Source organism: Trichocoleus sp. DQ-A2 (assembly GCF_039961915.1).
Classification (GTDB): Bacteria; Cyanobacteriota; Cyanobacteriia; order Cyanobacteriales; family FACHB-T130; genus FACHB-T130.
The window spans coordinates 1-22,162 of record NZ_JAMPKD010000026.1 but is presented as its reverse complement, the minus strand read 5'-3'; the positions used below and the strand labels follow the sequence as shown (position 1 = coordinate 22,162).

Sequence of the window (22,162 nt, the reverse complement as noted above, 5' to 3'; positions counted from 1 at the left end):
ACGGTGAAACAGCTATCAATATTGGGTGGAATCTTGCTCGGTTCAGCACTGGTTCTACCCGGAACACAACGGGTCTTAGCAGCTGCCACGCAAGTAACCGCTGTGCAACTCAATCCCACGGATAATGGTGTTGAAGTGATGCTAAAGACATCTGAGGGCGATCGCTCCGGCAAGGACACTGTCCTACGCCCTCAGATGTTCACACTCAGCCGTGGCAATGAGTTAACGGCAGATGTGCTGAATGCCCGACTGAGCTTACCTGAGGGAGACAGCTTCCGTCAGGAAAATCCGGCTCCTGGCATTGAGTCAATCGTCGTGAGCCAGCGGGAGGACAATAGTGTCCGAGTAACAGTCAGCGCAGCTAACAGCAAACCGACCGGGCAGATTAGCCAGAACAAGGAAGGGGGAATCACCTTAAACGTTAACTCTGTTGCACCGCCGACTGAAGCAACACCGCCGACGCTCTCCTCCCAAGCACCTGTTAATTTTTCTCCTACTGCACCTGCACCAACGGCACAGACACCACCGACTCCAACCCGACTCGCTCAAACGCCAGTTCCGGGCGGTGTATTCCCCCAAACGCCACCCGGTCAAATCCCTCAGGTTCCAGCACCCAGTGGCATAACTCCTGCGCCCGGTCTACCAGAGGTTCAGCCTCAACCAGTCATCAACCCACCAAACCCAGATGTTCTGGTGCCAAACCCGCGCATTACCATTGACGGAGTTCCGGCTCCAGCGGCGGGGACAGTGCAACCCGTCAGTCCAGCACCGCCTTTCTTGCCGAGAGCGATCGCGCCCCCAGTCGGCGATATTACTACCTCCAACACCAATGCTGCCCCCGCTGTCATCGATCTCGGTACAGCTGAGCGCGTACCCCGCTTAGTGTTGCGGGATGCTCCCGTCCGAGAAGTTTTAGGGCTACTTGCCCGTTCGGCTGGTCTCAACCTTGCCTTTACGGGAGGCGCGGCAGCAGGCGGGACTCCGGGGCAACCAGCAGCCGCTCCTGGCCCAGGTGGTGCTACCGAGGGGGGACCTACGATTTCCCTGGATATCGAAAATGAGCCAGTTCAAGATGTCTTCAACTACGTCCTTCAGCTGAGCGGCTTAGAAGCCAACCGAGTTGGACGAACAATTTTTGTGGGTGCCAGACTGCCTGACGATGCTCGAAATATCATCACGCGCAGCCTGCGACTCAATCAAGTCCCTGTGACGGCAGCAGCGAACTTCTTGACGACCCAAGGGGCAGAGACGCAAATCCCTACAGAGCAAATTCAAATTCAGACCATTGGAGAGGGAGCCGCCGCTCGAACCGTAGAAATCAGAACGCCAAGCATTTTAGCACTGAGAGCTACTGAGGGAAATGCCCCCTTACTACTCAAAGGGTTAGCAGTATCAGCCGACGAGCGACTCAATGCCATCACCCTGGTTGGTTCTCCTCGCAAAGTTGAAATTGCGACAAACCTCTTGACCCAGTTAGATGCCCGCCGTCGCCAAGTGGCAGTGAATGTCAAGGTCGTTGATGTCAACCTATTGAACACCAAGGACTTTAACACTAGCTTCTCCTTCGGGATCGGGGATAGCTTCTTCAGTGTTGACCAGGGAGCAGCAGCCTTTAATTACGGCGGTGTCAGACCCCCGACAAACCAGCAGGTGACTACGAGTCAAGTTAGCCCACCTATTATCCAGAATCCCTTTAGCGGAGCCAATGTTTTCCTCGATCCAAACAATCCCGTAAGCATTCCGGGAACTTCACCCGGTACCATCATAGTGGGTCCAAATGGTGTTCAAAGGGTGCAAAATGCAGGCGCTGGGCTTTTTCCTAGACCTTTTGTGAACTTAAATAATCCGCTACAGGGTGGTTTCATCACCGTTACTCCAGCTACAGACAATATCATTACTCAAACCGTTGACCCCGCTACTGGAAGGGTAACATCAACTGCAACAGCAGGAACCGTTGGGACGGTTACGGCAGCTCTCCCTTCCCTATTGCAGTTCCCCAGCCGGTTCTTATCCTCATTGCGGGCGCAGATTCAAAGCGGCAATGCCAAGATTTTGACTGACCCGACTCTAGTTGTTCAGGAAGGACAGTCGGCTACCGTCAACTTGACTCAAGAGGTTGTGGGTAATATTCGGCGGGAAACGGAAACAACTGAAAATACGACGAATACAACCGTCACCGCAGAAATTAAACAGGCAGGTTTAATCCTCAATATCAGAGTCGAGCGGATTGACGATAATGGTTTCGTCACTTTAGCGGTAAATCCCACCGTAACTGCGATTGGCGGTCAGCAAAATATAGTCGTTGGTGATGATGTTAACCAAATCGCTTTGCTGACGGTGCGTAACCTGAACTCTGGACAACTTCGCCTGCGAGATGGTCAGACGCTGATTCTGTCGGGGATTATTCAAGATTCAGAGCGAACGACCGTATCCAAAGTGCCAATTTTGGGCGATATTCCGCTTCTAGGTGCCTTGTTTAGAAGTACCAACAAGGTGAATCAACGGCAAGAGGTAATCGTGTTGCTGACGCCTCAGATTATCGATGACTCGTCGCGTTCCGCTTTTGGCTACAGCTACACCCCAGGACAAAATGCGCGTCAGATATTGGAGCAGAAGTAAAGCGCGTAAGTAACTGGTAGGGCTTGAGCCTTGAAGAGACAAAACACAACTTCCCCCTGTTCGACTTCCGACAGGGGGCTTATTTGTGCCCTAAACGGAGTTTTTGCCTAGGAAACTAGGTTGTGCAACTCTTAAAAAGTGCCCGTTGCCGAAAAATTAATCAAAAAACTCTTCAAATCTACATAACTTAAAGCTTTCGACGATCCATATCCAGCACGCAGACTTTAGAATAATGCAGTGAAACTTCGAGACAGCGAGAGTTTCAGCTTTTTTGAGGCTAAATTGCCCTCAAAGGCTCGTGTCTAAAGCCCCGATTGGGACTTTAGAGCTAGTCATAATCACGCCCGTACAAACCATTTGGAGTGACTAAACATGAATAAAGGTGAATTGGTTGATGCAGTGGCAGACAAGGCTTCTGTCACTAAGAAGCAAGCAGATGCTGTTTTGACGGCTGCCTTGGAAGCTATCATGGAAGCTGTTTCTTCTGGCGATAAGGTGACTTTGGTGGGATTCGGCTCTTTTGAATCGCGGGAACGCAAAGCCCGCGAGGGTCGCAATCCTAAAACTGGGGACAAAATGGAAATCCCCGCAACGAAGGTTCCTGCATTTTCTGCGGGTAAGTTGTTTAAAGAAAAAGTTGCGCCCGAAGATTAACCACTTATCCAAAGCGGCAATCATCCTTGACTCGGCCTGTTCACGGGGGTAACTTAGCCTGGGCAGCTGCACTGGCAGGCTGTTCCCCCGACCTCATTGTTGATTTTTCTGCCAGTATTAACCCGTTGGGGCCTCCCCAGTCGGCACTCGCGGCGATTGGGGCACATCTAGAGCGCTTACGTGCCTATCCTGACCCAGATTATGCCGAGTTGCGGGTGTCTCTGGGTCAGCTGCACCAACTCCCGCCAGACTGGATTCTGCCTGGGAACGGCTCGGCAGAGTTACTAACCTGGGCAAGTTGGGATTTATCAGAACTGACGGGAACGTGTCTGGTGACACCAGCATTCGGCGATTACTGGCGGGCACTCCGGACGTTTAGCGCCAACGTACATGAGTGCCCGCTTCCCGATTTTCGAGCTTCGATTTTGGATTTAGAATTCCCAATCCAAAATCCAAAATCCAAAATCCAAAATCCCACTGGTCTACTGGTGAATAACCCGCACAATCCCACGGGTCAGATGTTTTTCAGAGAGACTCTGATCCCTTATCTGGAGAAATTTGCGCTGGTGGTGATGGACGAAGCCTTTATGGATTTTCTACCGCCTTCCCAGCAGCAAAGCCTCATTCCAGTGGTGCAAGAGTACCCGAATTTGGTAATTCTGCGATCGCTCACCAAGTTCTACAGTCTGCCAGGGCTGCGCTTAGGTTATGCGATCGCTCACCCAGACCGCCTGCGGCGCTGGCAACAGTGGCGCGATCCTTGGCCCGTCAACACCTTAGCCGCTGCCGCTGGTGTCGCTGTGGTACAGGATACAGAATTTCAACAGCAAACCTGGGATTGGTTGGAACCGGCAAAGTCTCACCTGTTTCAAGGTTTGGCGCAAATACCGGGATTGCAACCGCTACTGGGTGCTGCTAACTTTTTGCTGGTTGAGTCAGAACAACCTAGTTCACAAGTACAGGAAAAACTTCTCAAGCAGAGTAAAATTCTGATTCGTGACTGCTTGAGCTTTCCAGAATTGGGCGATCGCTACTTCCGAGTCGCGGTGCGTTCTGAAGTTGATAACCAGCGCCTAATCGACGGTCTAGCGGCAATTTTGTAATGGCTAATCGCTAATGGCTAATTGTTCATTTTTCCGATTAGCCATTAGCAATCAACACATTAGCAATTAACAACTGACAAAGAACAAATCATGGCAGTTGAGTACGACTTAGTCGTAATAGGCGGCACGGAGGCAGGGCGTCATGCCGCAATTGCTGCTGCCAACCTGCAAGCCCGCGTCGCCTTAGTCGAACCCCAGCCACCTTCTGAGAGACGCTGGCAATCGTCCTTACAGTTAGGGTCTCTCTATACCAAAGCTTTGACTCAGGTTAGGCGAGTGATTCACCCGCAAAGTGACTTCAATCGATTTGGTGTCCCCTGGGATCTGGCTGATTCTACAGAACAGCAACCCGTTCCAGGGGGGCGATTGACTGAGGCAATCCAGTGGGCGGATGGCGTCCTCTCCACTTTAGAAGAACAACATTCCCCAGCGATTTTGGCTTCTTTGGGCGTTGATGTCATTGTTGGGGAGGGTGAATTTTGTCGTAAACCTTACCTCGCTTTTGTCGTCAACGGGCGGAGATTGCGATCGCGTGCCTACCTGATTGCCACGGGTTCTCGTCCTGGGATTGCGGCAATTGACGGACTCGAAGCTACTGGCTATCGAACGCCGATAGATATTTGGCAGCAGATATCCCCCGAACAGCTACCTGTAGACGCATCTCCCCGCCCCTGCTGGGTAGTCATTGGCGGTGGCGCATCTGGCACCGAACTGGCGCAGACTTTATCTCGGTTGGGCGCTGATGTCACCCTGGTAGTACGCAGTTCCCACATTCTGCCGAAAGAAGACCCAGAGGCGGCGAGAGTGGTGCAAGCACAGCTAGAAATTGAGGGCGTCCGCGTCCTGACTCAAACAGAAGTGACGCAAGTTAAACGAATTGACGACAAAAAGTGGGTTCTCGCTGGCAACAAAGCGATTGAATCCGATGAAATTTTGCTATGTACTCGACCGCAACCAAATGTCACAGGTTTAAACTTGGAAGGCGTTGGCGTCAAGATGAACCGGCGTGGGATGGAGTTGAACGAGAAACTGCAAACAACGAACCCCCGTATCTACGCTTGTGGTGACGTTACTGGGGGTTATCAAGCTGCCCATATCGCCCAGTACGAAGCCAGCATCGCCCTAAAAAATGCTTTGTTTGCACCCATTTTCAAACTAGACTATCGCGGCATTCCTACAGGCGTTTTTTCTGAACCGATGCTGGCGCGGGTTGGCTTAACCGAGGCGCAAGCGAGACGCCAGTACGGTAAAGATGTCTTAGTGTTGCGGCAATATTTCAAGGCAGTAGCAGCAGCCCAGATATTAGGGGAAATCACGGGATTTTGTAAAATTCTGGTGCGTCGCAATGGAGAAATTCTAGGGGCAACGCTAGTAGGGATGGAAGCGGCTGAGTTAATGGGAGCGATCGCGCTGGCTATGCGACAGAAAATAAAAGTGGATGCTCTCAGTCAGCTGCCTACGATTTCCCCCACCTTATCAGAAATTATTCAGCAAACTGCTAACGAGTGGCACCGACAACGACTTCGGAAAAATACCCGATTGGAAGACTTCTTAGAAGGCTTTTTTAACTTCAGGCGGTCATGGTCTTCATAACCATATAAAGTTTATTTTGGCAACCTATGGAGCTAATTTTGCCTTTTTTGCTCGGTTTTCCAAATACCATTGAGCGATCGCAGGTGTCCATTGTTCAAAATGAACCCAGAGCAATTCGCAAAACTTTTGCGCTTCAAGTTGAGCATCTTTTTTCCATCTCAAGTCTAAAAGATGCATGAGCGATCGCACATTACAACTCAGCACAAAATGCTGTCTGGCATCAAAAGGAATAATTCCTCTAGCGTGCTCTTCTGAAAGTCCTTCATCTATGCGTTTTTTATAATGTTTGCAGGCGTCTTCGCACCATTGCAAATCATCCTGACGCTGTTCCTCCGAATACAAATAGCGTTTCCCTTGTCGGTTTGTATAGTTACCAACTGGACGTAAATAGAAAGCTTCTTCTATATCTAATTTGCCCTCTACTACATCAACAATTCTCTGTCCGGTATAACGGAAGGATTGTACATCAAAGCTCACGCCCACGCGATGAGTGCGGAGTTGCTGCATCATTGAGTGCGGGAAGTAACCCACATTAACAGTAATCTGGGGATGTTCTAGAGGGCCGTAATGTCCGCGATCGCCTGATAATAAATGTTTAATAATCAGTTCGCCGCTCCGCTCCTCATCAGGCCAGCGATCGCAACTATTCCAAACCAACTCTTCGGAGTAATCTTGATGCATTGCTGCCCAAATAACTTGTTGGGGATTTGGCGTGGCAGCAACTACCTCAACACGAAAGTATTTCACCTGCGTATTTCCTTATATCCGTGCTATAACAATTTTTTCCGGCTGATCTTGATATTTACCCTGACGAGATTCATAGCTCACCTCGCAAGGTTTACCCTCAAAAAATAGCAGTTGCACAATTCCTTCATTGGGATAAATACGGCAATCTGCATTTGATGAATTGGAAACCTCTAGGGTTAAATGTCCTCTCCAACCAGCCTCAGCAGGCGTTAGATTGCAGATGATCCCGCATCGTGCGTATGTACTTTTTCCAATGCACAATACAGTAATATTTTCAGGCACTTCTAGTCTTTCTAATGCCACGCCTAATCCATAGGTATGAGCGGGCAAAATGAAATAGCTACCATTCGCATCGGTATGGAGTTTTGTCTGCTCCAAATTTTCAGGATTAAAGTTTTTGGGATCGACGACTGTGCCGGGAATATGCCTAAAAATGCGGAATTCCAGAGGCGAGAGCCTGATATCGTAACCAAAGCTGCTCAGACCAAATGAGATAACAGGTAAATCGTCCACACGACGAACTAATTTAGGCTCAAAGGGCGAAATCATACCCTTTTGAGCCATTTCGGTAATCCAGATATCGTTCTTAATCACAGGTTCACAAGTAATCCCAACCGGAATACTAGGATAACGTGAAGTGTATTCCTTAGGGTCGGTGACTACGACGTATTTCAGTAATTTGGTCGGCGACATCCAGAAGCGCTTGGGGCATTTCTGGCCCGGTCAAAATGATATCTACATGAGCAGGGCGTTTTTCAAGCAGCGCCAGTACCTCGGATTCGGGAATTAAGCCAAAGTTAATCGCTAAGCTCAATTCATCCAGAACGACGAGGGAATATTTGCCTTCGGAGATTACTTTTTGGGTATGCTGCCAAAGCTCAAGTAAAGAGTGAGTTTCCGCCTCATCGAGGTGCGGGGTATCAATGCAACGGGGTAAGTCGCAGCGAACCCAATCTAGATTTTGCCCTAAGCGCATGGGATGCTCGTGTCCCTGATTGATTCCGCCTTTGAGGAACTGAATCACTAAAACTGAGGTTCCTTGACCGGCAATTCGCAGCGCTTGCGCGATCACGCCGGTAAAAAAGCTGCGGTGAGCGCCGGTAAAAACTTGCACCAGTCCTTCAATAGTGGGGAGCAGGCGACGATCTGAATGAAGCGCTGGGGTTTCTAGCTGGGCAACCATAAGACGAAGTTTAATCGTGAGGAATCTTGACGCGCGTATCGCTTGCCCCAGAAAAGTTTGGTTAGCAAACGATATGTAGTGTATTTTTTTATTTTGCCTCATAATCAAACACTAGATATATCTATCCGTCAAGCCCGTTAAGTGCTGACTATCCTGTATTAGTTCTTGTATTAGTTCTTGGCTTCGTCAGTCTCGCTGAGCGACCGATCAATGGCAAAATAGCCAGCATAGGCTTGGTTGAAAGCTGGCTCAAAGTTCAGCTTCCGGCGATGCTTGATTCAATCACAGCAGGAGCAAGGTGCCGTGAGACTGATAATTCTAGGAGGGCCTGGGGCAGGTAAGGGAACGCAGACTGCATTGCTATGCAGTCACCTGGGGATTCCTGGAATTTGCACGGGCGACATTTTGCGACAAGCGATCGCATCCCAATCTCCCCTCGGTGTCCAAGCACAATCCTATGTAGAAAAGGGTGAGTTAGTGCCCGATCCCCTGATGATCGAATTCATGCGCCAGCGTCTCCAACAGCCGGATATCAAGGGTGGTTGGCTGTTAGATGGCTATCCGCGTACTGCTTTTCAAGCAGAGGAATTAGATTTTTTGTTAGAAGATTTGGGACAACATCTAGATTGGGCAATTTGGCTAGAGGTGCCAGAATCAGTGTTGATGAGCCGTTCTTTAGAGCGATCGCGTCCAGACGATCAACCAGAAATCGTACAACGCCGCCTCGAATTATTCCAAGAACGCACGATTCCTATCCTGGAATACTACGAACATCGCCAACGGTTGTTGACTGTCAACGGAAACCAAACCCCAGAGCAAGTACAGCACGACATTTTAGGCAAAAACTTGGCGGCGAGTGCTGAGTAATCTAGGGATTCTTCCTCTGCGTTACTTTGCGTTTAGCTTGGCGTTCCTCTGCGTTGAAAATACAAATATTATCTGGATGTAGCAGAGCGGTTTTGTTCCAGAAAATGACCGAGTAAATAAAGTGAACCGCACAAAACTAATAAACTTTCTGGGGAAATCGCCGCTTCTAATCCAGCCGTGAGATCCGGGTAGGTGCGACAATCGGCTAATTCTGGGCAGATATTTTGAGCCAAGGTAGCTAAATCTTCTGGCTCAGCGGAACTATGATCCGGGACGGGGACTAAGTACAAGAGATCGCCCTTTCTAAGTAATGCACTAAAAATATCCGCATGATCTTTCGTAGAAAGCATCCCCATCACCCAATGGATTGGTGATTTTTCTAAGGTATCGACATATTGACGCAACGCGATCGCGGCGGCTGGATTATGGGCACCATCGATCAATAACCGATGATTTTGCCAACTTGTCCACTGAAGACGCCCAATCCATTGAGTTTTTGCCATACCAGAAGCGATCGCTGCTTCTGAAATTTCCCAACCTTGCTGTTGAAGAATTTGGAAAGATGCGATCGCTAACGCCGAATTATTTAGCTGAAAATCTCCCAATAACGGCAAAGGATACTTTATCCCCTGATACTCCACCCTTCTTTCTTCCCCTGGCGTCTGCGTCTTCGCGGTTCCTAACTCCAGCGCTGGTTCAGCCCAAACAACCGGACACCCTAACTCACTAATCCGCTGCTGTACCACCGCCCTCGCCTCCTCTGGCAACTGTCCCACGACAGCAGGACATCCCGCCTTGAGGATACCGGCTTTTTCTCTAGCAATATCCGCTAAAGTAGGGCCAAGGTTCTGCCAGTGTTCTCGACTGAGAGAAGTAATAATTGTGACCAGGGGGTTAGGGCATACATTCGTCGCATCTAGACGCCCTCCTAAACCCACTTCCACCACCGCCACATCTACCTGAGCTTGAGCAAAATACAACCAAGCGGCGGCGGTGATGACTTCAAACTGCGTGGGTGACTCCTCATCCGGTTGGATAGCCGCTTGGACTTGTAGCAGCAATTTTTCTAGCGTTTCTAGCGATATCGGCTGTTCGTTGAGACAGATGCGCTCGTTCCAATCAACTAAATGAGGGGAAGTATACCGCCCCACGCGATAACCGGCTACAGTCAGCACTGCGGAAAGGTAAGCACAAACTGAGCCTTTACCATTCGTTCCAGCGACATGAATCACTGGTACTTTGTGGTGCGGGTTGCCCAAGTCTGCCAATAATTTTTGAATGCGCTCTAAACCGAGATGAACACCAAAGCGCTGAAACGGTTGAAGAATTGAGTCGATATCCACAAGCAACCAGATCCTAACTTGACTATTCAGACTGTTATGTAAGATATTTACAAGTTTTCCAATATTTCTTTTAAAGTGGTAAGCCACTGATGACAAGGCTCATCAATTGGAGCAATCTCTCGGCGTCTTTGTGCCAATGATTCGGTATATGCTGTCATCCAGGCGCGAGCTAATTCTTGCTCTGTCACTAGACCATCTTCCATTGCTCGATTAAATTGTTTTTTAATCCACTCTCTAAAGGTCAGTATTTCTATAGATATACCAAATAAATCTTCTATTTCTTGACATCAATATAACATCTCTTGTCGCCGTTCAGGTTCTACACTGGTTACAAAACCAGCTAAGGCAACAGTTGAGTGTGCTGCAAGCTTATCTGCAAGTTCTTCAAGTTCATCTCGCAAGTAAGCTTTTCCATACTTTGCATCCCACGATTCAATAATTTGTCTAGCTTGTAGTATTTCAATATCACCGATATTCCCGTGTTTCTTATTGGCTGAACGCATCTGTGATAGAGGTTTCAATGCTCCATCTGGAAAAACCTGACATTCTTGCATTGCTTGCATAAGACTATGCATACTGATCTCCATAATTCGTGCTGCATAATCAGACTCCTTGATATGCCTCAAGATGATGTTAGTAATATATTCCCTATCCACCTCTTCAGCTTGCTCAAAAACATTGTTGAGATTTTCTATTGTTTGGGAAGATAAGTTTATGAAAGAATTTGCCTGATTTAGCAGCTGCAAGAGTAAGTAATGCAGAGCTGCTTCGGGATTTATTTCGTTAGTCTCAATTCCTTCAACAATACTGAGCCATTCTTGACGAGCGCCTCTGAGATTAGCTTTATAAACGGGTGAGTAAGGATAATTTTCTGCTAAACTGCGCGTCATCATAAATCCATCTGCGTTCAGCCTAAGCAGCTCGTATTTACGTAGCACTGGGGTTATATACTGCCTATCCAAGGATCGCATTGATATTCCATCACGCCAGGAAAAATCTCTTGTACCTGCACTACCTTTATGTAGCCTTATGCTTTGCATTGGCTCGACAGCTTTTACACATAGCTGTAGAACTGTCAAACCTACCAGCGCTCTTCCAACTTCACTGGTTACTGATTCTACAAGTTTATGTAGAATCTCTATATGAGTTTGACTGAGTTGTGATAAGTTAAGAGCAGCTAAATTATCTCTACAGAGAATAATTTGCCTCTCTAGATAACCCTGAGAGAGTTCTAGCGCTATTTTTTGATATTTCAGCTTGGCTGCTTGGCTCATACCTCCTTCTAAGAAAACTTGTGTTGTACCATCAGGTAGCACTAGCTCACTCTTGTCAATGAATACCCGCAGATGTAGTTCGCTCATTGCCTTATTTTAAGTTTTTGCGGAGTTGTACACTTCTGGGCGTCAGTGTTGGAAACGCATAGGGAATTAAATATTCTCCTTTAGGGATTTGAGGATTGGTGTTGTAGTTCCTAACTTCATACCCCATGCTGCGTAAAGATTCTAGGTAAGAAAACACATCATCTTTATTAACTCCCCATTGGCAAGCTAGTCCTTGAGCTGGTAATTGAGTTGCCACTCCTATTCCTCTAACAATGCATTGAACAACACGCCAAAACGGCTCAATATTTAAACTACTATTAAAATTAATAACTCCAGTAATTCGGGCGGCGTATTGGTAATACCCAGAAAGTTGAACTAAATCAGCCATGCCTGTTAGTTCAATAAGTTTCTCTTCAAACGCTTTCCATAAAGCTGTAAATATACCTTTATCTAAATTTTTAGCGCATAGTTTAACCTTCCCCGTATTTAAAATCCAATCTTGGTTATCCCAAGCTGGATATATTTCAATTACATATTGATTGTCATCTTTATTTTTTTGATTGTTTGATGCTGTAATTATCCAGGAAGAAGGATCTAGATGATATTGCAGATTAATTCTTATGCTGTTAGGGGTTTCTTCTTCATTCCAAGAAAAATCTGTTGATAGAAAGCGCACAGCTTGCTCATCATTTACATACTTTCTTGAGGATGGGGAGGTAATTTGCCCAGCAATATGTAAGTTAGCGATCGCCACTTTAGCCTTTTGAGCGTATACGTCGGTTAGCTGACGCTTGCGCTGTCTGAATGCCAGTTGTTTAGTTTGTAGCAAGTAGTGCATGGGAAAAGGTAAATTAATGCCCATGACTTGATCTAAGATACTGAGAGCTAAGATCCGACCAAGCTGTGGCGGGACAGAATTTCCAATCTGTTCAATACAGACTTGACGATTACCAACAATTTCATAATCGTCAGGAATCGTTTGTAGCCGCTTCAGTTCTGCAACTGTGAATCTACGGTTTTTCCAGCTAAAGGGACCAGTGTATTGTCCTCCTTGCGCTTTAATAGTCCGTACCGGCATCTGAGGATCAGCTTTATAGAGAAAATCTGAGAACTTTGATCGCCAGCTAAACACTGGGTTTGGATGCCCCATTTCCTCTGTATAAAAGCTGTAATTTAGACCAGGTGGTATATTTGTAAGAAGGTGTCCGTATCGCCCTCCAATACCTAAGTCTACATGCGTTTTATTAGCTCCTTCAACTGCCTCTCCTGCTGAGTAGAAAGGTTCTTGATTGGGAGAATCTGGACCATGAGTTGGATAGGGAAATAGATAATTACCTTCACGAATTCCAACAATAAACAAACGCTCTCGATGTTGCGGGACACCATAATCAGCGGCATCAAGAACGCGAAAATGAATTATATAGCCTGCTTCCTTAAAAGCATTTTGGATTTCTTTCCAAGCTTCTCCTTTTTGCGCTCCAGTGATTCCATAGACGTTTTCATACAGGAATCCTTTTGGCTGAAGCATCTTTAATAAACGGACATATTCCTGAAAAAGAGTGCCGCGAGAATCGCTCGTTCCGGCAACCCCGGATGCTCGACGACCTGCTGCTGAGAAGGTTTGACACGGTGGACCGCCGATGATGAAATCTACTTTTAGATCGGGGCTAGGAATAAATTCTTTAATATCAGTGCAAATTGGTTTGGAATTTTCTAGCCATTTCCCTGGCATCGAGTTCTTTTCTAATGTCTGTACATATTTGGCTTCAAGCTCAACCATCTCAACAATATCAAACCCGGCGTCATGGAAGGCAATATCCAGCCCACCACCACCAGAGAACAAGCTCAGGGTTCTAATGGGAGAAACTCCTTGTTGAGTAAGCCATCTATGAAGAGATTTACCAAATTGATCGGGCCAAGCTGGGCAACGGCTGACGTCGAGCGATCGCAAGATTTCCTTAAACCAAACAACCTCGTCTAGCTCAATACCAGGTAGATTCAAAGGGAGAGACATCTGTTGCATGTGCTGGCAAATGTGTATCTATCGAACTGCATACCTATTTTCATCACGGATTGAGTTGAAACGTCAATCTACCAGTGGCGAGGCGATCGCTTGTATTTCCTCCATGACTTGCCAGCCACATAAGCTTTATTAGTCAGGACAATGGCAGGTATTAGTTGTATAGCATCTTTGGCGACTTCCTCTCTTCTTTCCGTTTCTGTCGTAACAGTCTCCATCGTCCCGACATTCTAATTTTTCCTCACAAATGGTATCGCGGGGAAAAACTCCAACATCTTTTACAGAAACTTCCGCTCTAAAAGTGCCTTGTTCAATTATTCTTTCTCCTTCTTTAATTTCATACTCAAACTTATTTTCGCCTTCTAAAACTGCAAAAGTACGAGTTTGATGGCTATTTCCCAGACTCAAATCAACGCCTTGAGAATATTGCCCTTCGCTGTAACCTCTGCTCGTGTAGGGATAAGGATTACTCTTCATACCCTGAGTCACGTTCCGGATTGTCACTTTTCTTTTCGGTGCGGGTGGAGTTGATTTGGAAACAAACTGAGCTTTTCTGGTGCCCGGATTCATCACAGTTCCCGGACATTGCCCGACATATTCAACTCGCTTAAATTGAATTTCATTGACATCGAAATTATTGCCGTTACTTACCAGGAACTCCGCCCCGTTTGCATTCGCCCGATTCACAAAAACCACAACCAGCACGAAAGCCGCAATGATTAGAAAGGCAGTTCTTTTGATTACAATCTGTAACGCGGAAAAGCTTTTGAGTTTCATAATTTTTCTTGGCACTACTAAAACAGACTTCTTTATCCTTCCTAGGAGGTAGATAAGGTTTAATACTTCCGATAGAAGATTATCGAATATTTTTAGTGTCGTTGATTAACCATTGATTGTTTCCCGATTTGTACAGCGGCTTGTCGCTTCTCCCAGCAACTGAATCAGGTCAAGCAGTTAGCCTCAGCCGCCGAGGAAGTAAGTTGGACGACTTCCTGGCGATCGCTCAAAAGATTTTCTTAAAATCTCTTAAAAATTGACACTTTAAAAGGAAAAATGTAAAAATAGATACAGAAATAAATTAGCTAGTTCACCACTGACTGAGTATTCATAGCCGTCAGTGGCTCTGGGGAATAAAAGTAGAGCGCGATCGCGAAGCAGCGTGCCTTGCTTAGTCACAAATACTCAGGAAACTCAATCGGAGGCGAAACTTATGAAACTCTCTTATCGCGGCGTCAGCTACGAAAAAACTTCACCCACGCTGGAAGTAACCGAAAGCGAGATTGTGGGGAAGTATCGGGGACAGACTTACAACGTTGCATATCCCAGACATATTGCAGTTCCCGATGCGATTGTTAACTTGAACTATCGGGGAGTCCCCTACTTCATCGGCAAAACCGGCACGACTAGGGATGCTCTAGAGAGGCAAATCTCATGCGAAGGGATGGCACCTCTAGGCGATTGGAAATTGCCAACCGATACAAGTCGGCGAAAAGTGTTGGATAACGCCGCTAAAAGTCACTTAGCGAATATCCACCGCAGCCTGGAACATCGGATACAAGTCGCTAAAGCCAAAGGTGACGAAAATCTAATTCGCCTTCTAGAAGCAGAGTCGAAGCAACTGACATTGTGCCTCTAGGAGTTTCCGGAATATCTGGCGGTGCTTGCGGTTGAGTCAGCAGTAACTGCTGACTCAACCGTAAAGAGTGAAGGAGCGCACTCCTCCCCCTTTAGGTGTAAAATCTTATCTAAGCACGAAATCTTCAAAGCTGAAGACGACGGATTCCTGGTTTATAAAGCTACGTGGGCGATAGAGAGCGATCGCCCTTTTTTTATGGGAATGTATCCTGCCAGATCAACCGTTACGGGTAAGGGTAGTTGCAGCGAATCCTACAAATTTTATTCCATTTTTTCACAATAATTAATAAAGTTGATCTGCGACTTAAGTAGTAGCGCCATACCTTGTGTTGACTTCTACCTATCGAGGGCAAAAGCGTGTGAATCGCATCCTCCCGATTGAGAACACAAAAGCGATGCGATAAAAGCGCTACCGCCCCCAAATTTTGCTGAGACTAGGAGAGTTGAAAATGCTTGAATCTTATCGTCAACACGTCGCTGAAAGGGCGGCACTCGGAATTCCACCACTGCCGCTGGATGCCCAGCAGACTTCTCAATTGTGCGAATTGTTGAAAAATCCTCCAGCCGGTGAAGAAGAGACATTGTTGGAATTGCTGCGCGATCGCATTCCTCCAGGCGTCGATCCGGCTGCTTACGTGAAAGCTGGCTTTCTCACCGCTGTCGCCAAAGGTGAAACCATTAGCCCTTTAGTTACCCCCATCTATGCAGTAGAACTGCTGGGAACAATGGTAGGCGGCTACAACGTGCAATCGTTGATAGATTTACTCAAATCTGACGATGAATTGGCATCAGCCGCCGCAACAGCTTTAAGCAAAATCATGCTGGTGTATGATGCCTTCCACGATGTCTTGGAATTGTCCGAGACGAATTCCTATGCCAAGCAAGTCATTGACGCTTGGGCGGCGGCGGAGTGGTTTACCAGTCGCCCCACCTTGCCAGAAGCGATTACCGTCACCGTCTTCAAGGTGCCCGGAGAGACGAACACCGACGATTTATCTCCCGCAACCCATGCCACAACCCGCCCGGATATTCCCTTGCACGCCTTGGCAATGCTGGAATCTCGGCAACCGGGAAGTTTGGAAACGATTGTCGAGTTGAAGAAAAAAGGGCATCCCGTAGCGTATGTAGGGGATGTCGTAGGAACGGGTTCCTCCCGGAAATCTGCGATTAACTCCGTTTTGTGGCACATCGGGCACGATATACCCTTCGTACCCAATAAACGGGCTGGGGGATATGTATTAGGGAGTGCGATCGCGCCGATTTTCTTCAACACCGCCGAAGATGCAGGCGCATTGCCCATCCAGTGCGATGTTACCCAGATGGAAACCGGCATGGTAATCACCATTTATCCTTACAAAGGTGAAATTACCAACGAATCAGGCGAAGTAATATCCACCTTCAGCCTCAAACCCGACACCATCACCGACGAAGTACGCGCAGGCGGACGTATTCCCCTCCTGATTGGACGTACCCTCACCGATAAAACCAGAATTGCCCTCGGATTAGTAGAACCCAGTCCAATCTTCATCCGTCCTCGACCCCCCATCGATACCGGCAAAGGATTTACTCTAGCGCAGAAGATGGTCGGGAAAGCTTGCGGTCTCAATGGTGTGCGTCCCGGCACTTCCTGCGAACCGCTGATGACAACGGTTGGTTCTCAGGATACAACAGGACCCATGACCCGCGACGAGTTGAAAGAACTCGCCTGTCTCGGTTTCAGCGCAGATTTGGTGATGCAGAGTTTCTGCCACACCGCCGCTTATCCGAAGCCAGTTGACATCAAAACCCACCACGAACTGCCCGATTTCTTTGCCTCTCGCAGCGGCGTCGCCTTGCGTCCCGGCGATGGCATTATCCATTCGTGGCTAAACCGGATGCTGCTACCCGATACCGTAGGAACGGGCGGCGACTCCCACACCCGCTTCCCCTTGGGAATTTCCTTCCCCGCAGGTTCCGGCTTAGTTGCCTTTGCAGCAGCTTTGGGCGTGATGCCTTTAGATATGCCAGAATCCGTCTTAGTGCGGTTCAAAGGCGAGTTGCAACCGGGTGTGACGCTGCGGGATATCGTGAACGCAATTCCCTACGTGGCAATTCAAAAAGGTTTGCTAACAGCAGAGAAGCAGAACAAGAAAAACATCTTCTCCGGGCGAATCATGGAAATTGAAGGCTTGCCAAACTTAAAAGTTGAGCAAGCTTTTGAACTGACCGATGCGAGTGCTGAACGTTCTTGTGCAGGCTGCACAATTAAGTTAAGTATCGAGACAGTTTCTGAATATCTGCGTTCCAACGTAGCGCTGATGAAAAATATGGTAGCGCGGGGTTATCAAGATGCCCGTACCATCATGCGCCGCGTTGCAAAAATGGAAGAATGGTTGGCAAATCCCGTATTAATGGAAGCCGATTCAGATGCAGAATATGCGGAAATTATCGAGATTGACTTGAACAAAATCAAGGAACCAATCGTCGCCGCACCCAATGACCCAGATAATGTTAAGTTGCTGTCCGAGGTTCAGAATGACCCCGTACAAGAAGTATTCGTCGGTTCTTGCATGACGAATATTGGTCATTATCGCGCCACTGCGAAAGTGTTGGAAGGCGAAGCAGCAGTTAAAACTCGTCTCTGGATTTGTCCCCCAACCCGAATGGATGAACACCAACTAAAAGAAGAAGGTGTTTATAGCGTATTTGATGCCGCAGGTGCGCGTACGGAGATGCCGGGATGTAGTCTCTGCATGGGAAATCAGGCGCGTGTAGATGACGGTACAACCGTATTTTCTACTTCCACTCGCAACTTCAACAATCGCATGGGTAAAGATGCGCGAGTTTATCTCGGTTCGGCTGAATTAGCTGCTGTTTGTGCGATGTTAGGACGCATTCCCACAGTGCAAGAATACATGGAGATTGTGGCGAAGAAAATTCATCCTTTTGCGGGTGATTTGTATCGCTATCTCAACTTCGACCAAATTGCTAATTTTGAGGATGAAGGTCGCGTAATTTCCTTGGAAGATATGCCTAAGATTGAGGATATTTTGGGTATTCCCTCTGGTGCGTTGCGCTAGTCGATAATTAAAGTAGGGTGGGCATTGACCACCCTACTTCCAATATTGAAGATGAGGCTTAAAGATGCTGTTGGAGTTAAAGCGATTTAATATCCCGCCTGGTCATAAAGTTTTTCTAGAAGATATAACCTGGCAAGAATTTGAAACCATTTTAGAAGAGTTAGGCGAACATCGGGCGTCAAGAGTAGCCTATGACAATGGAATATTAGAAATCATGACACCCTTGTCAGAGCATGAAACCAATAAACTGTTTATCAGCAACTTTATTGAAATTATTTTAGAAGAACTAGATATTGATTTTTATCCTCTTGGTTCTACTACTTTTAAAAACCGGGATATGCTGAAAGGGATAGAACCCGATAACTGTTTTTATATTCAAAATGAAGCAGCAGTACGAGGAAAAGAAAAATTAGACTTATCCATCGACCTACCTCCAGATTTAGCCTTAGAGATAGATATAACTTCTCGCACTCATCCGAGTATTTATGAAGCATTAGGAGTGCCTGAGCTTTGGCGATTTGAAAAAGGGAAGTTACAAATTAATATAATACGAGACGGTAAGTATATCGAGTCAGATTTTAGTCTGATTTTTCCTAATTTACCGCTTATTGAGGTGATTCCTCAGTATTTGAGGCAGGTAAAGGCTGCTGGTAGGAATAAAACAATGAAAGCTTTTAGGACTTGGGTACGAGAGCAAATTGCAGCATCGTAAAATTTCAGTCTCAACTTACACAAATACTTGTTTTTGAGGTAAAGGTTGCCTAATTGCGCCGGAAGAAATGCCCCGAATTGAGGATATATAGGAATTTAAACTGGTGCGTTACGCTAGTGACTGATGACGGACGATCGCCAGTATAAAAAAACCACCAGGGTCTCAAGTATAAGCTATGGCGAACCAGAAAGCACATCTTCAAGGTTGCTAATTTCATTAGCAATAAGCTCAGGTTATTGCTAATCAATACAGACAAATTCGCTCAAAACACGAAAACCTGTTGGTTAACACCTTGACAGGGCTACTATGCAATTATTCAAATAACTAGAGGAACTAAATCGTGTCATACATTCAAATACCTGGTCTACCAGGGTATGGTGTCCATCTCAGCCAAATCCAGGAGGGTGAGATAAACTTGCCCATTACGGTTCCCATAAATAGCGGTAGTAGTATTTCAAGGTATCCGTGTAAGAAAAAAACTTACACGGTTAAATTGGGCGGATTAACAAAGGATAAGATCGCTAAATTGGAGCAGTATCAGAGCAACGGGGTGAAATGGAAGAACATTTTTTCAGGGCTTGAGGGTGACATTATTCTTCAGAAAGTAAAATTATCAGCTCTGATAACAGTGAACAATCAGCAGATTGCTGACTCCACCACCCTTGTGTATGAAACTGTGAAGATGTTTATTTAATGTTGGTGCGCTAAGTCAATGATGATGCAGATGCGATTGCATCTTGATTTCAAAAGTGCGATCGCATCCTCCGCCTATCACCAAAAAACCTAACCCCCAACCCCCTTCCCTACAAGGGAAGGGGGCTTCCGGCTCCCCTCTCCGCTTCGGAGAGGGGTTGGGGGAGAGGTCAACCACAATGAAAGATACCAATATATCTTCATACTTAGTCGATGAATAACCCAACACCTCATCAACCCTCGTCACCGAGAAAAGAGGGAACTCGCAATATTGTTATTGGACAAAATGTAACCTCAGCTAAAGTGGAACGTGCCAAAGAACTTCGCAAACAAATGACCGACGAAGAAAAAATTCTTTGGCAATATCTTCGCGCTAATCGGTTAAATGGTTTCCACTTCCGCCGCCAGCAGATTATTAATGGATTTATTGTAGATTTCTACTGTCACGCTGTCGGATTGGTCGTAGAAATTGATGGAGAAATTCACGAACGACAAGCTGAATATGATGCAGAACGCGACAAAATTTTGTCAGCCAGAGGATTGCGTTTATTACGAATTAAGAATGAAGAAGTAAGACAGAATGTTGATAAAGTTTTGATGCGTATTTCTACTTGTTGCAAAAACAGCTAGCCTCCTAGACCCCTTCCCTTACATTTTTCTGTGTTTGTATAAAACCCCTAGCCCCTTCCCTTATAGGGAATAGGCTAGGGGTTCGCTCTTGTATTTGATTCAAGTGAGAACCACGATATCCTTTGATTTTGCGATGTTAGGTTTCCGCGTCGTCGAAACGGATGATGTCATCCTCTCCCAGATATTCCCCATTTTGGACTTCAATCATCACTAGAGGAATACACCCTGGATTTTCAACCCGATGAGCTGTAGACATCGGCACGTAGGTTGACTGTTTTTGAATTAAGGTTGTCTCTTTACCATCACAAATCACTTTGGCGGTGCCAGATACAACGATCCAGTGTTCGCTGCGGTGATAGTGCATTTGGGTACTAATGTGATGACCTGGGTTGAGTTCAATGCGATTAATCCGGTAGCGTTGCCCTTCTTCTAAAACAGTGACTGTGCCCCAAGGTCGTATCCGCATTGTGTCACTATCTTCAGGTAAGGGCAGAATCGAAGCCTGCCCCTCATTTTGGTTGCTATTCATCCCTGCTTGTCTCCGAAGATTCGCATCTCAATTTTGCCGCATTTTTGAAAGTTCCTCTGCACTAATTATCGGTGGGACAATATATCGAGGGTGCTAGTAGCTGGTAGCGGCATCCGAAGCGTGCAAGCAGGCATCCTGCGGTTCCGATGAGGTTTCTACGGCTTCTCTCCGCTTGTTTTTGCCACAATTGATTTAGTTGCAGCAGCTTACAAACATGGCACAAACACAACAAAGCACGATGGAAACTGCCCAGCGTGCATTTGGGCACTTCATTCAGGGGATGGGAACCGGCAAGTGGGAACCGTTTTTGGAAATGCTTGCGGATGACTTTAGCTTCTGGTTTCCAGTGGGGCAATATCAGGGGGAAAATGTCGGTAAAGCACGGGCAGCTGCTTTCTTTGAGTATGCGTCTGAAGCTTTCAACAATGAGCTGGTGGTGACGCTAGATGGCGTCACCAGTAACGAGACGACCGTTGTGTTCGAGATTCGCTCTCAAGGGCATCTGCGGGGGAAGCCTTATCAGAACCGAGGGGCGATCGCTTTCGATGTTCGTGGCGACAAGATTTGTCGTTACCGCGAGTATCTTTCGGTTGTGGTTCAGCCCAAAGTAGAATCGCACCCAGAGCAGTCTCCGTCGCAGGGCTAGTTGTGTGATTTATATCACTCAGCAATTAGCTGCTCATCACCTTTACTTAGACCGGCGATCGCATGATTATCTAGGGTATCGTCACATTTTTTACAGTGGTTAATCACTTAGTAAACCAGACAAAAGCGTGATATTAGAAGTATCGAGTTAATGTCCGTAAGATGCCTGTTCAAATCTGCCCTCTCGACTCTGCGATCGCTGAACTATTTGCTCAAGCTACCTACACTGGTAGCATTACCCTGGCTGACCGATATGGGCTGATGGCTGCACTGTTGCAAGATGCAATCAGCGAAGAAGACAAGCGAGCAATTGATCGGCTACTTTACGCTGTCCGCAAGAACCGGCTGAAAGTTGTAGATGAAATTTCTGCCCTAATATAAATAGTGCCGCTGATTAAAATTTTCTATTACTTTATTGTTAATTTTTTTAGTATTTTGCTGCGCTTTGATTCTACAAATATACAACATTGAATATTTAGAGCAACCATTAAATTTTACCAGAATTTTTTATGACCTAAAGATAAATATTATAAAAATAATAATTTGATATTTATCCTATAAATCTCCTGCTAATTAAATCCATAGTAATTCTATTGGATTTGCGAGATGCCACCCTTCAGATCCCCAGCTTCTCTAAGAAGTTGAGGTCTCATAATTCACGAATTATTTAGGACGGCTATAGCCGTTATCGTACTCTAGGGCGTGTCATCAATTAGGTCTGCAACGGGCTTAAAATCGATAACTGGATTCTATTAAGTCACACAACAGGAGTGCTATCATGACACGTCGCTATGCCTTACGGGATGAC

At 46.5% G+C, this 22,162-nt stretch carries 21 protein-coding genes; 12 read left to right on the top strand and 9 right to left on the bottom strand.

Going from position 1 to position 22,162, the window contains the following annotated elements:
* Positions 1–3 precede the first annotated feature (3 nt).
* The 4 genes from NC997_RS22035 (at position 4) to NC997_RS22020 (ending at position 5,969) form a co-directional block, all read left to right on the top strand.
* Positions 4–2,619 carry an AMIN domain-containing protein gene (locus NC997_RS22035; RefSeq protein ID WP_190525044.1) on the top strand — a complete coding sequence of 872 codons (2,616 nt, stop codon included), beginning with the start codon at positions 4–6 and terminating at the stop codon, positions 2,617–2,619.
* 372 nt (positions 2,620–2,991) lie between these two features.
* A complete protein-coding gene (locus tag NC997_RS22030) occupies positions 2,992–3,273 on the top strand; it encodes an HU family DNA-binding protein (RefSeq protein ID WP_190413637.1) in 282 nt (93 codons plus the stop codon).
* A gap of 26 nt (positions 3,274–3,299) precedes the next feature.
* Positions 3,300–4,376, top strand: coding sequence for a threonine-phosphate decarboxylase CobD (gene cobD / locus NC997_RS22025; protein ID WP_190524980.1), 1,077 nt, complete (start codon positions 3,300–3,302; stop codon positions 4,374–4,376).
* Positions 4,377–4,466: 90 nt separating this feature from the next.
* Complete coding sequence (locus tag NC997_RS22020; RefSeq protein WP_190524976.1) at positions 4,467–5,969, top strand: NAD(P)/FAD-dependent oxidoreductase; 1,503 nt, start codon at positions 4,467–4,469, stop codon at positions 5,967–5,969.
* 24 nt (positions 5,970–5,993) lie between these two features.
* Here NC997_RS22020 and thyX read toward each other — a convergent pair whose 3' ends face one another.
* Genes thyX through NC997_RS22005 form a run of 3 tightly spaced genes read right to left on the bottom strand, consistent with a single transcriptional unit; the run spans position 5,994 to position 7,899 of the window.
* Positions 5,994–6,716, bottom strand: coding sequence for an FAD-dependent thymidylate synthase (thyX, locus tag NC997_RS22015; protein ID WP_190524974.1), 723 nt, complete (start codon positions 6,714–6,716; stop codon positions 5,994–5,996).
* Between the two features lie 12 nt (positions 6,717–6,728).
* On the bottom strand, positions 6,729–7,310 hold the full coding sequence (gene dcd / locus NC997_RS22010; protein WP_190525041.1) for a dCTP deaminase: 582 nt from the start codon (positions 7,308–7,310) through the stop codon (positions 6,729–6,731).
* A 52-nt stretch (positions 7,311–7,362) separates the two neighbouring features.
* Positions 7,363–7,899 carry a P-loop NTPase family protein gene (locus tag NC997_RS22005; RefSeq protein WP_190524972.1) on the bottom strand — a complete coding sequence of 179 codons (537 nt, stop codon included), beginning with the start codon at positions 7,897–7,899 and terminating at the stop codon, positions 7,363–7,365.
* 303 nt (positions 7,900–8,202) lie between these two features.
* Here NC997_RS22005 and NC997_RS22000 point away from each other — a divergent pair, with 303 nt between their 5' ends.
* Entirely contained in the window at positions 8,203–8,766 is a 564-nt protein-coding gene (locus NC997_RS22000) for an adenylate kinase (protein WP_190524970.1), read from the top strand.
* 68 nt (positions 8,767–8,834) lie between these two features.
* Here the strand turns inward: NC997_RS22000 and NC997_RS21995 are convergent, their stop codons facing one another.
* The 5 genes from NC997_RS21995 to NC997_RS21975 all read right to left on the bottom strand — a co-directional run bounded on the left by NC997_RS21995 (position 8,835) and on the right by NC997_RS21975 (position 14,228).
* The gene (locus tag NC997_RS21995) at positions 8,835–10,109 is read right to left on the bottom strand and encodes a Mur ligase family protein (protein ID WP_190524968.1); all 1,275 of its coding nucleotides are present in this window, start codon (positions 10,107–10,109) and stop codon (positions 8,835–8,837) included.
* Positions 10,110–10,156: 47 nt separating this feature from the next.
* Complete coding sequence (locus NC997_RS21990) at positions 10,157–10,312, bottom strand: hypothetical protein (protein ID WP_199306037.1); 156 nt, start codon at positions 10,310–10,312, stop codon at positions 10,157–10,159.
* 84 nt (positions 10,313–10,396) lie between these two features.
* Positions 10,397–11,470 (bottom strand): hypothetical protein, encoded by a 1,074-nt coding sequence (locus NC997_RS21985; RefSeq protein WP_199306036.1) that lies wholly within the window; start codon positions 11,468–11,470, stop codon positions 10,397–10,399.
* Between the two features lie 4 nt (positions 11,471–11,474).
* Positions 11,475–13,445: a DNA cytosine methyltransferase gene (locus NC997_RS21980; RefSeq protein ID WP_242031250.1), complete on the bottom strand. Its 1,971-nt coding sequence runs from the start codon at positions 13,443–13,445 to the stop codon at positions 11,475–11,477.
* Between the two features lie 138 nt (positions 13,446–13,583).
* Positions 13,584–14,228, bottom strand: a complete 645-nt coding sequence (locus NC997_RS21975) for a hypothetical protein (protein WP_190524964.1) — start codon at positions 14,226–14,228, stop codon at positions 13,584–13,586.
* 433 nt (positions 14,229–14,661) lie between these two features.
* Here NC997_RS21975 and NC997_RS21970 point away from each other — a divergent pair, with 433 nt between their 5' ends.
* From NC997_RS21970 to NC997_RS21950, 5 genes are all read left to right on the top strand, one after another.
* A complete protein-coding gene (locus NC997_RS21970) occupies positions 14,662–15,087 on the top strand; it encodes a DUF4278 domain-containing protein (RefSeq protein WP_190524962.1) in 426 nt (141 codons plus the stop codon).
* Positions 15,088–15,535: 448 nt separating this feature from the next.
* Positions 15,536–18,145 carry a bifunctional aconitate hydratase 2/2-methylisocitrate dehydratase gene (gene acnB, locus NC997_RS21965; RefSeq protein ID WP_190524960.1) on the top strand — a complete coding sequence of 870 codons (2,610 nt, stop codon included), beginning with the start codon at positions 15,536–15,538 and terminating at the stop codon, positions 18,143–18,145.
* Positions 18,146–18,209: 64 nt separating this feature from the next.
* Positions 18,210–18,857, top strand: coding sequence for a Uma2 family endonuclease (locus tag NC997_RS21960; RefSeq protein WP_190524958.1), 648 nt, complete (start codon positions 18,210–18,212; stop codon positions 18,855–18,857).
* A 340-nt stretch (positions 18,858–19,197) separates the two neighbouring features.
* On the top strand, positions 19,198–19,551 hold the full coding sequence (locus NC997_RS21955) for a hypothetical protein (RefSeq protein WP_190524956.1): 354 nt from the start codon (positions 19,198–19,200) through the stop codon (positions 19,549–19,551).
* Between the two features lie 212 nt (positions 19,552–19,763).
* Entirely contained in the window at positions 19,764–20,180 is a 417-nt protein-coding gene (locus NC997_RS21950; protein ID WP_190524953.1) for an endonuclease domain-containing protein, read from the top strand.
* 136 nt (positions 20,181–20,316) lie between these two features.
* Here the strand turns inward: NC997_RS21950 and NC997_RS21945 are convergent, their stop codons facing one another.
* Positions 20,317–20,646 carry a phosphomannose isomerase type II C-terminal cupin domain gene (locus NC997_RS21945; protein WP_190413787.1) on the bottom strand — a complete coding sequence of 110 codons (330 nt, stop codon included), beginning with the start codon at positions 20,644–20,646 and terminating at the stop codon, positions 20,317–20,319.
* Positions 20,647–20,923: 277 nt separating this feature from the next.
* Here NC997_RS21945 and NC997_RS21940 point away from each other — a divergent pair, with 277 nt between their 5' ends.
* Both NC997_RS21940 and NC997_RS21935 read left to right on the top strand, forming a co-directional pair.
* Entirely contained in the window at positions 20,924–21,355 is a 432-nt protein-coding gene (locus NC997_RS21940) for a nuclear transport factor 2 family protein (protein WP_190524951.1), read from the top strand.
* Between the two features lie 161 nt (positions 21,356–21,516).
* Positions 21,517–21,735 (top strand): hypothetical protein, encoded by a 219-nt coding sequence (locus NC997_RS21935; RefSeq protein ID WP_190430739.1) that lies wholly within the window; start codon positions 21,517–21,519, stop codon positions 21,733–21,735.
* Positions 21,736–22,162: the final 427 nt, after the last annotated feature.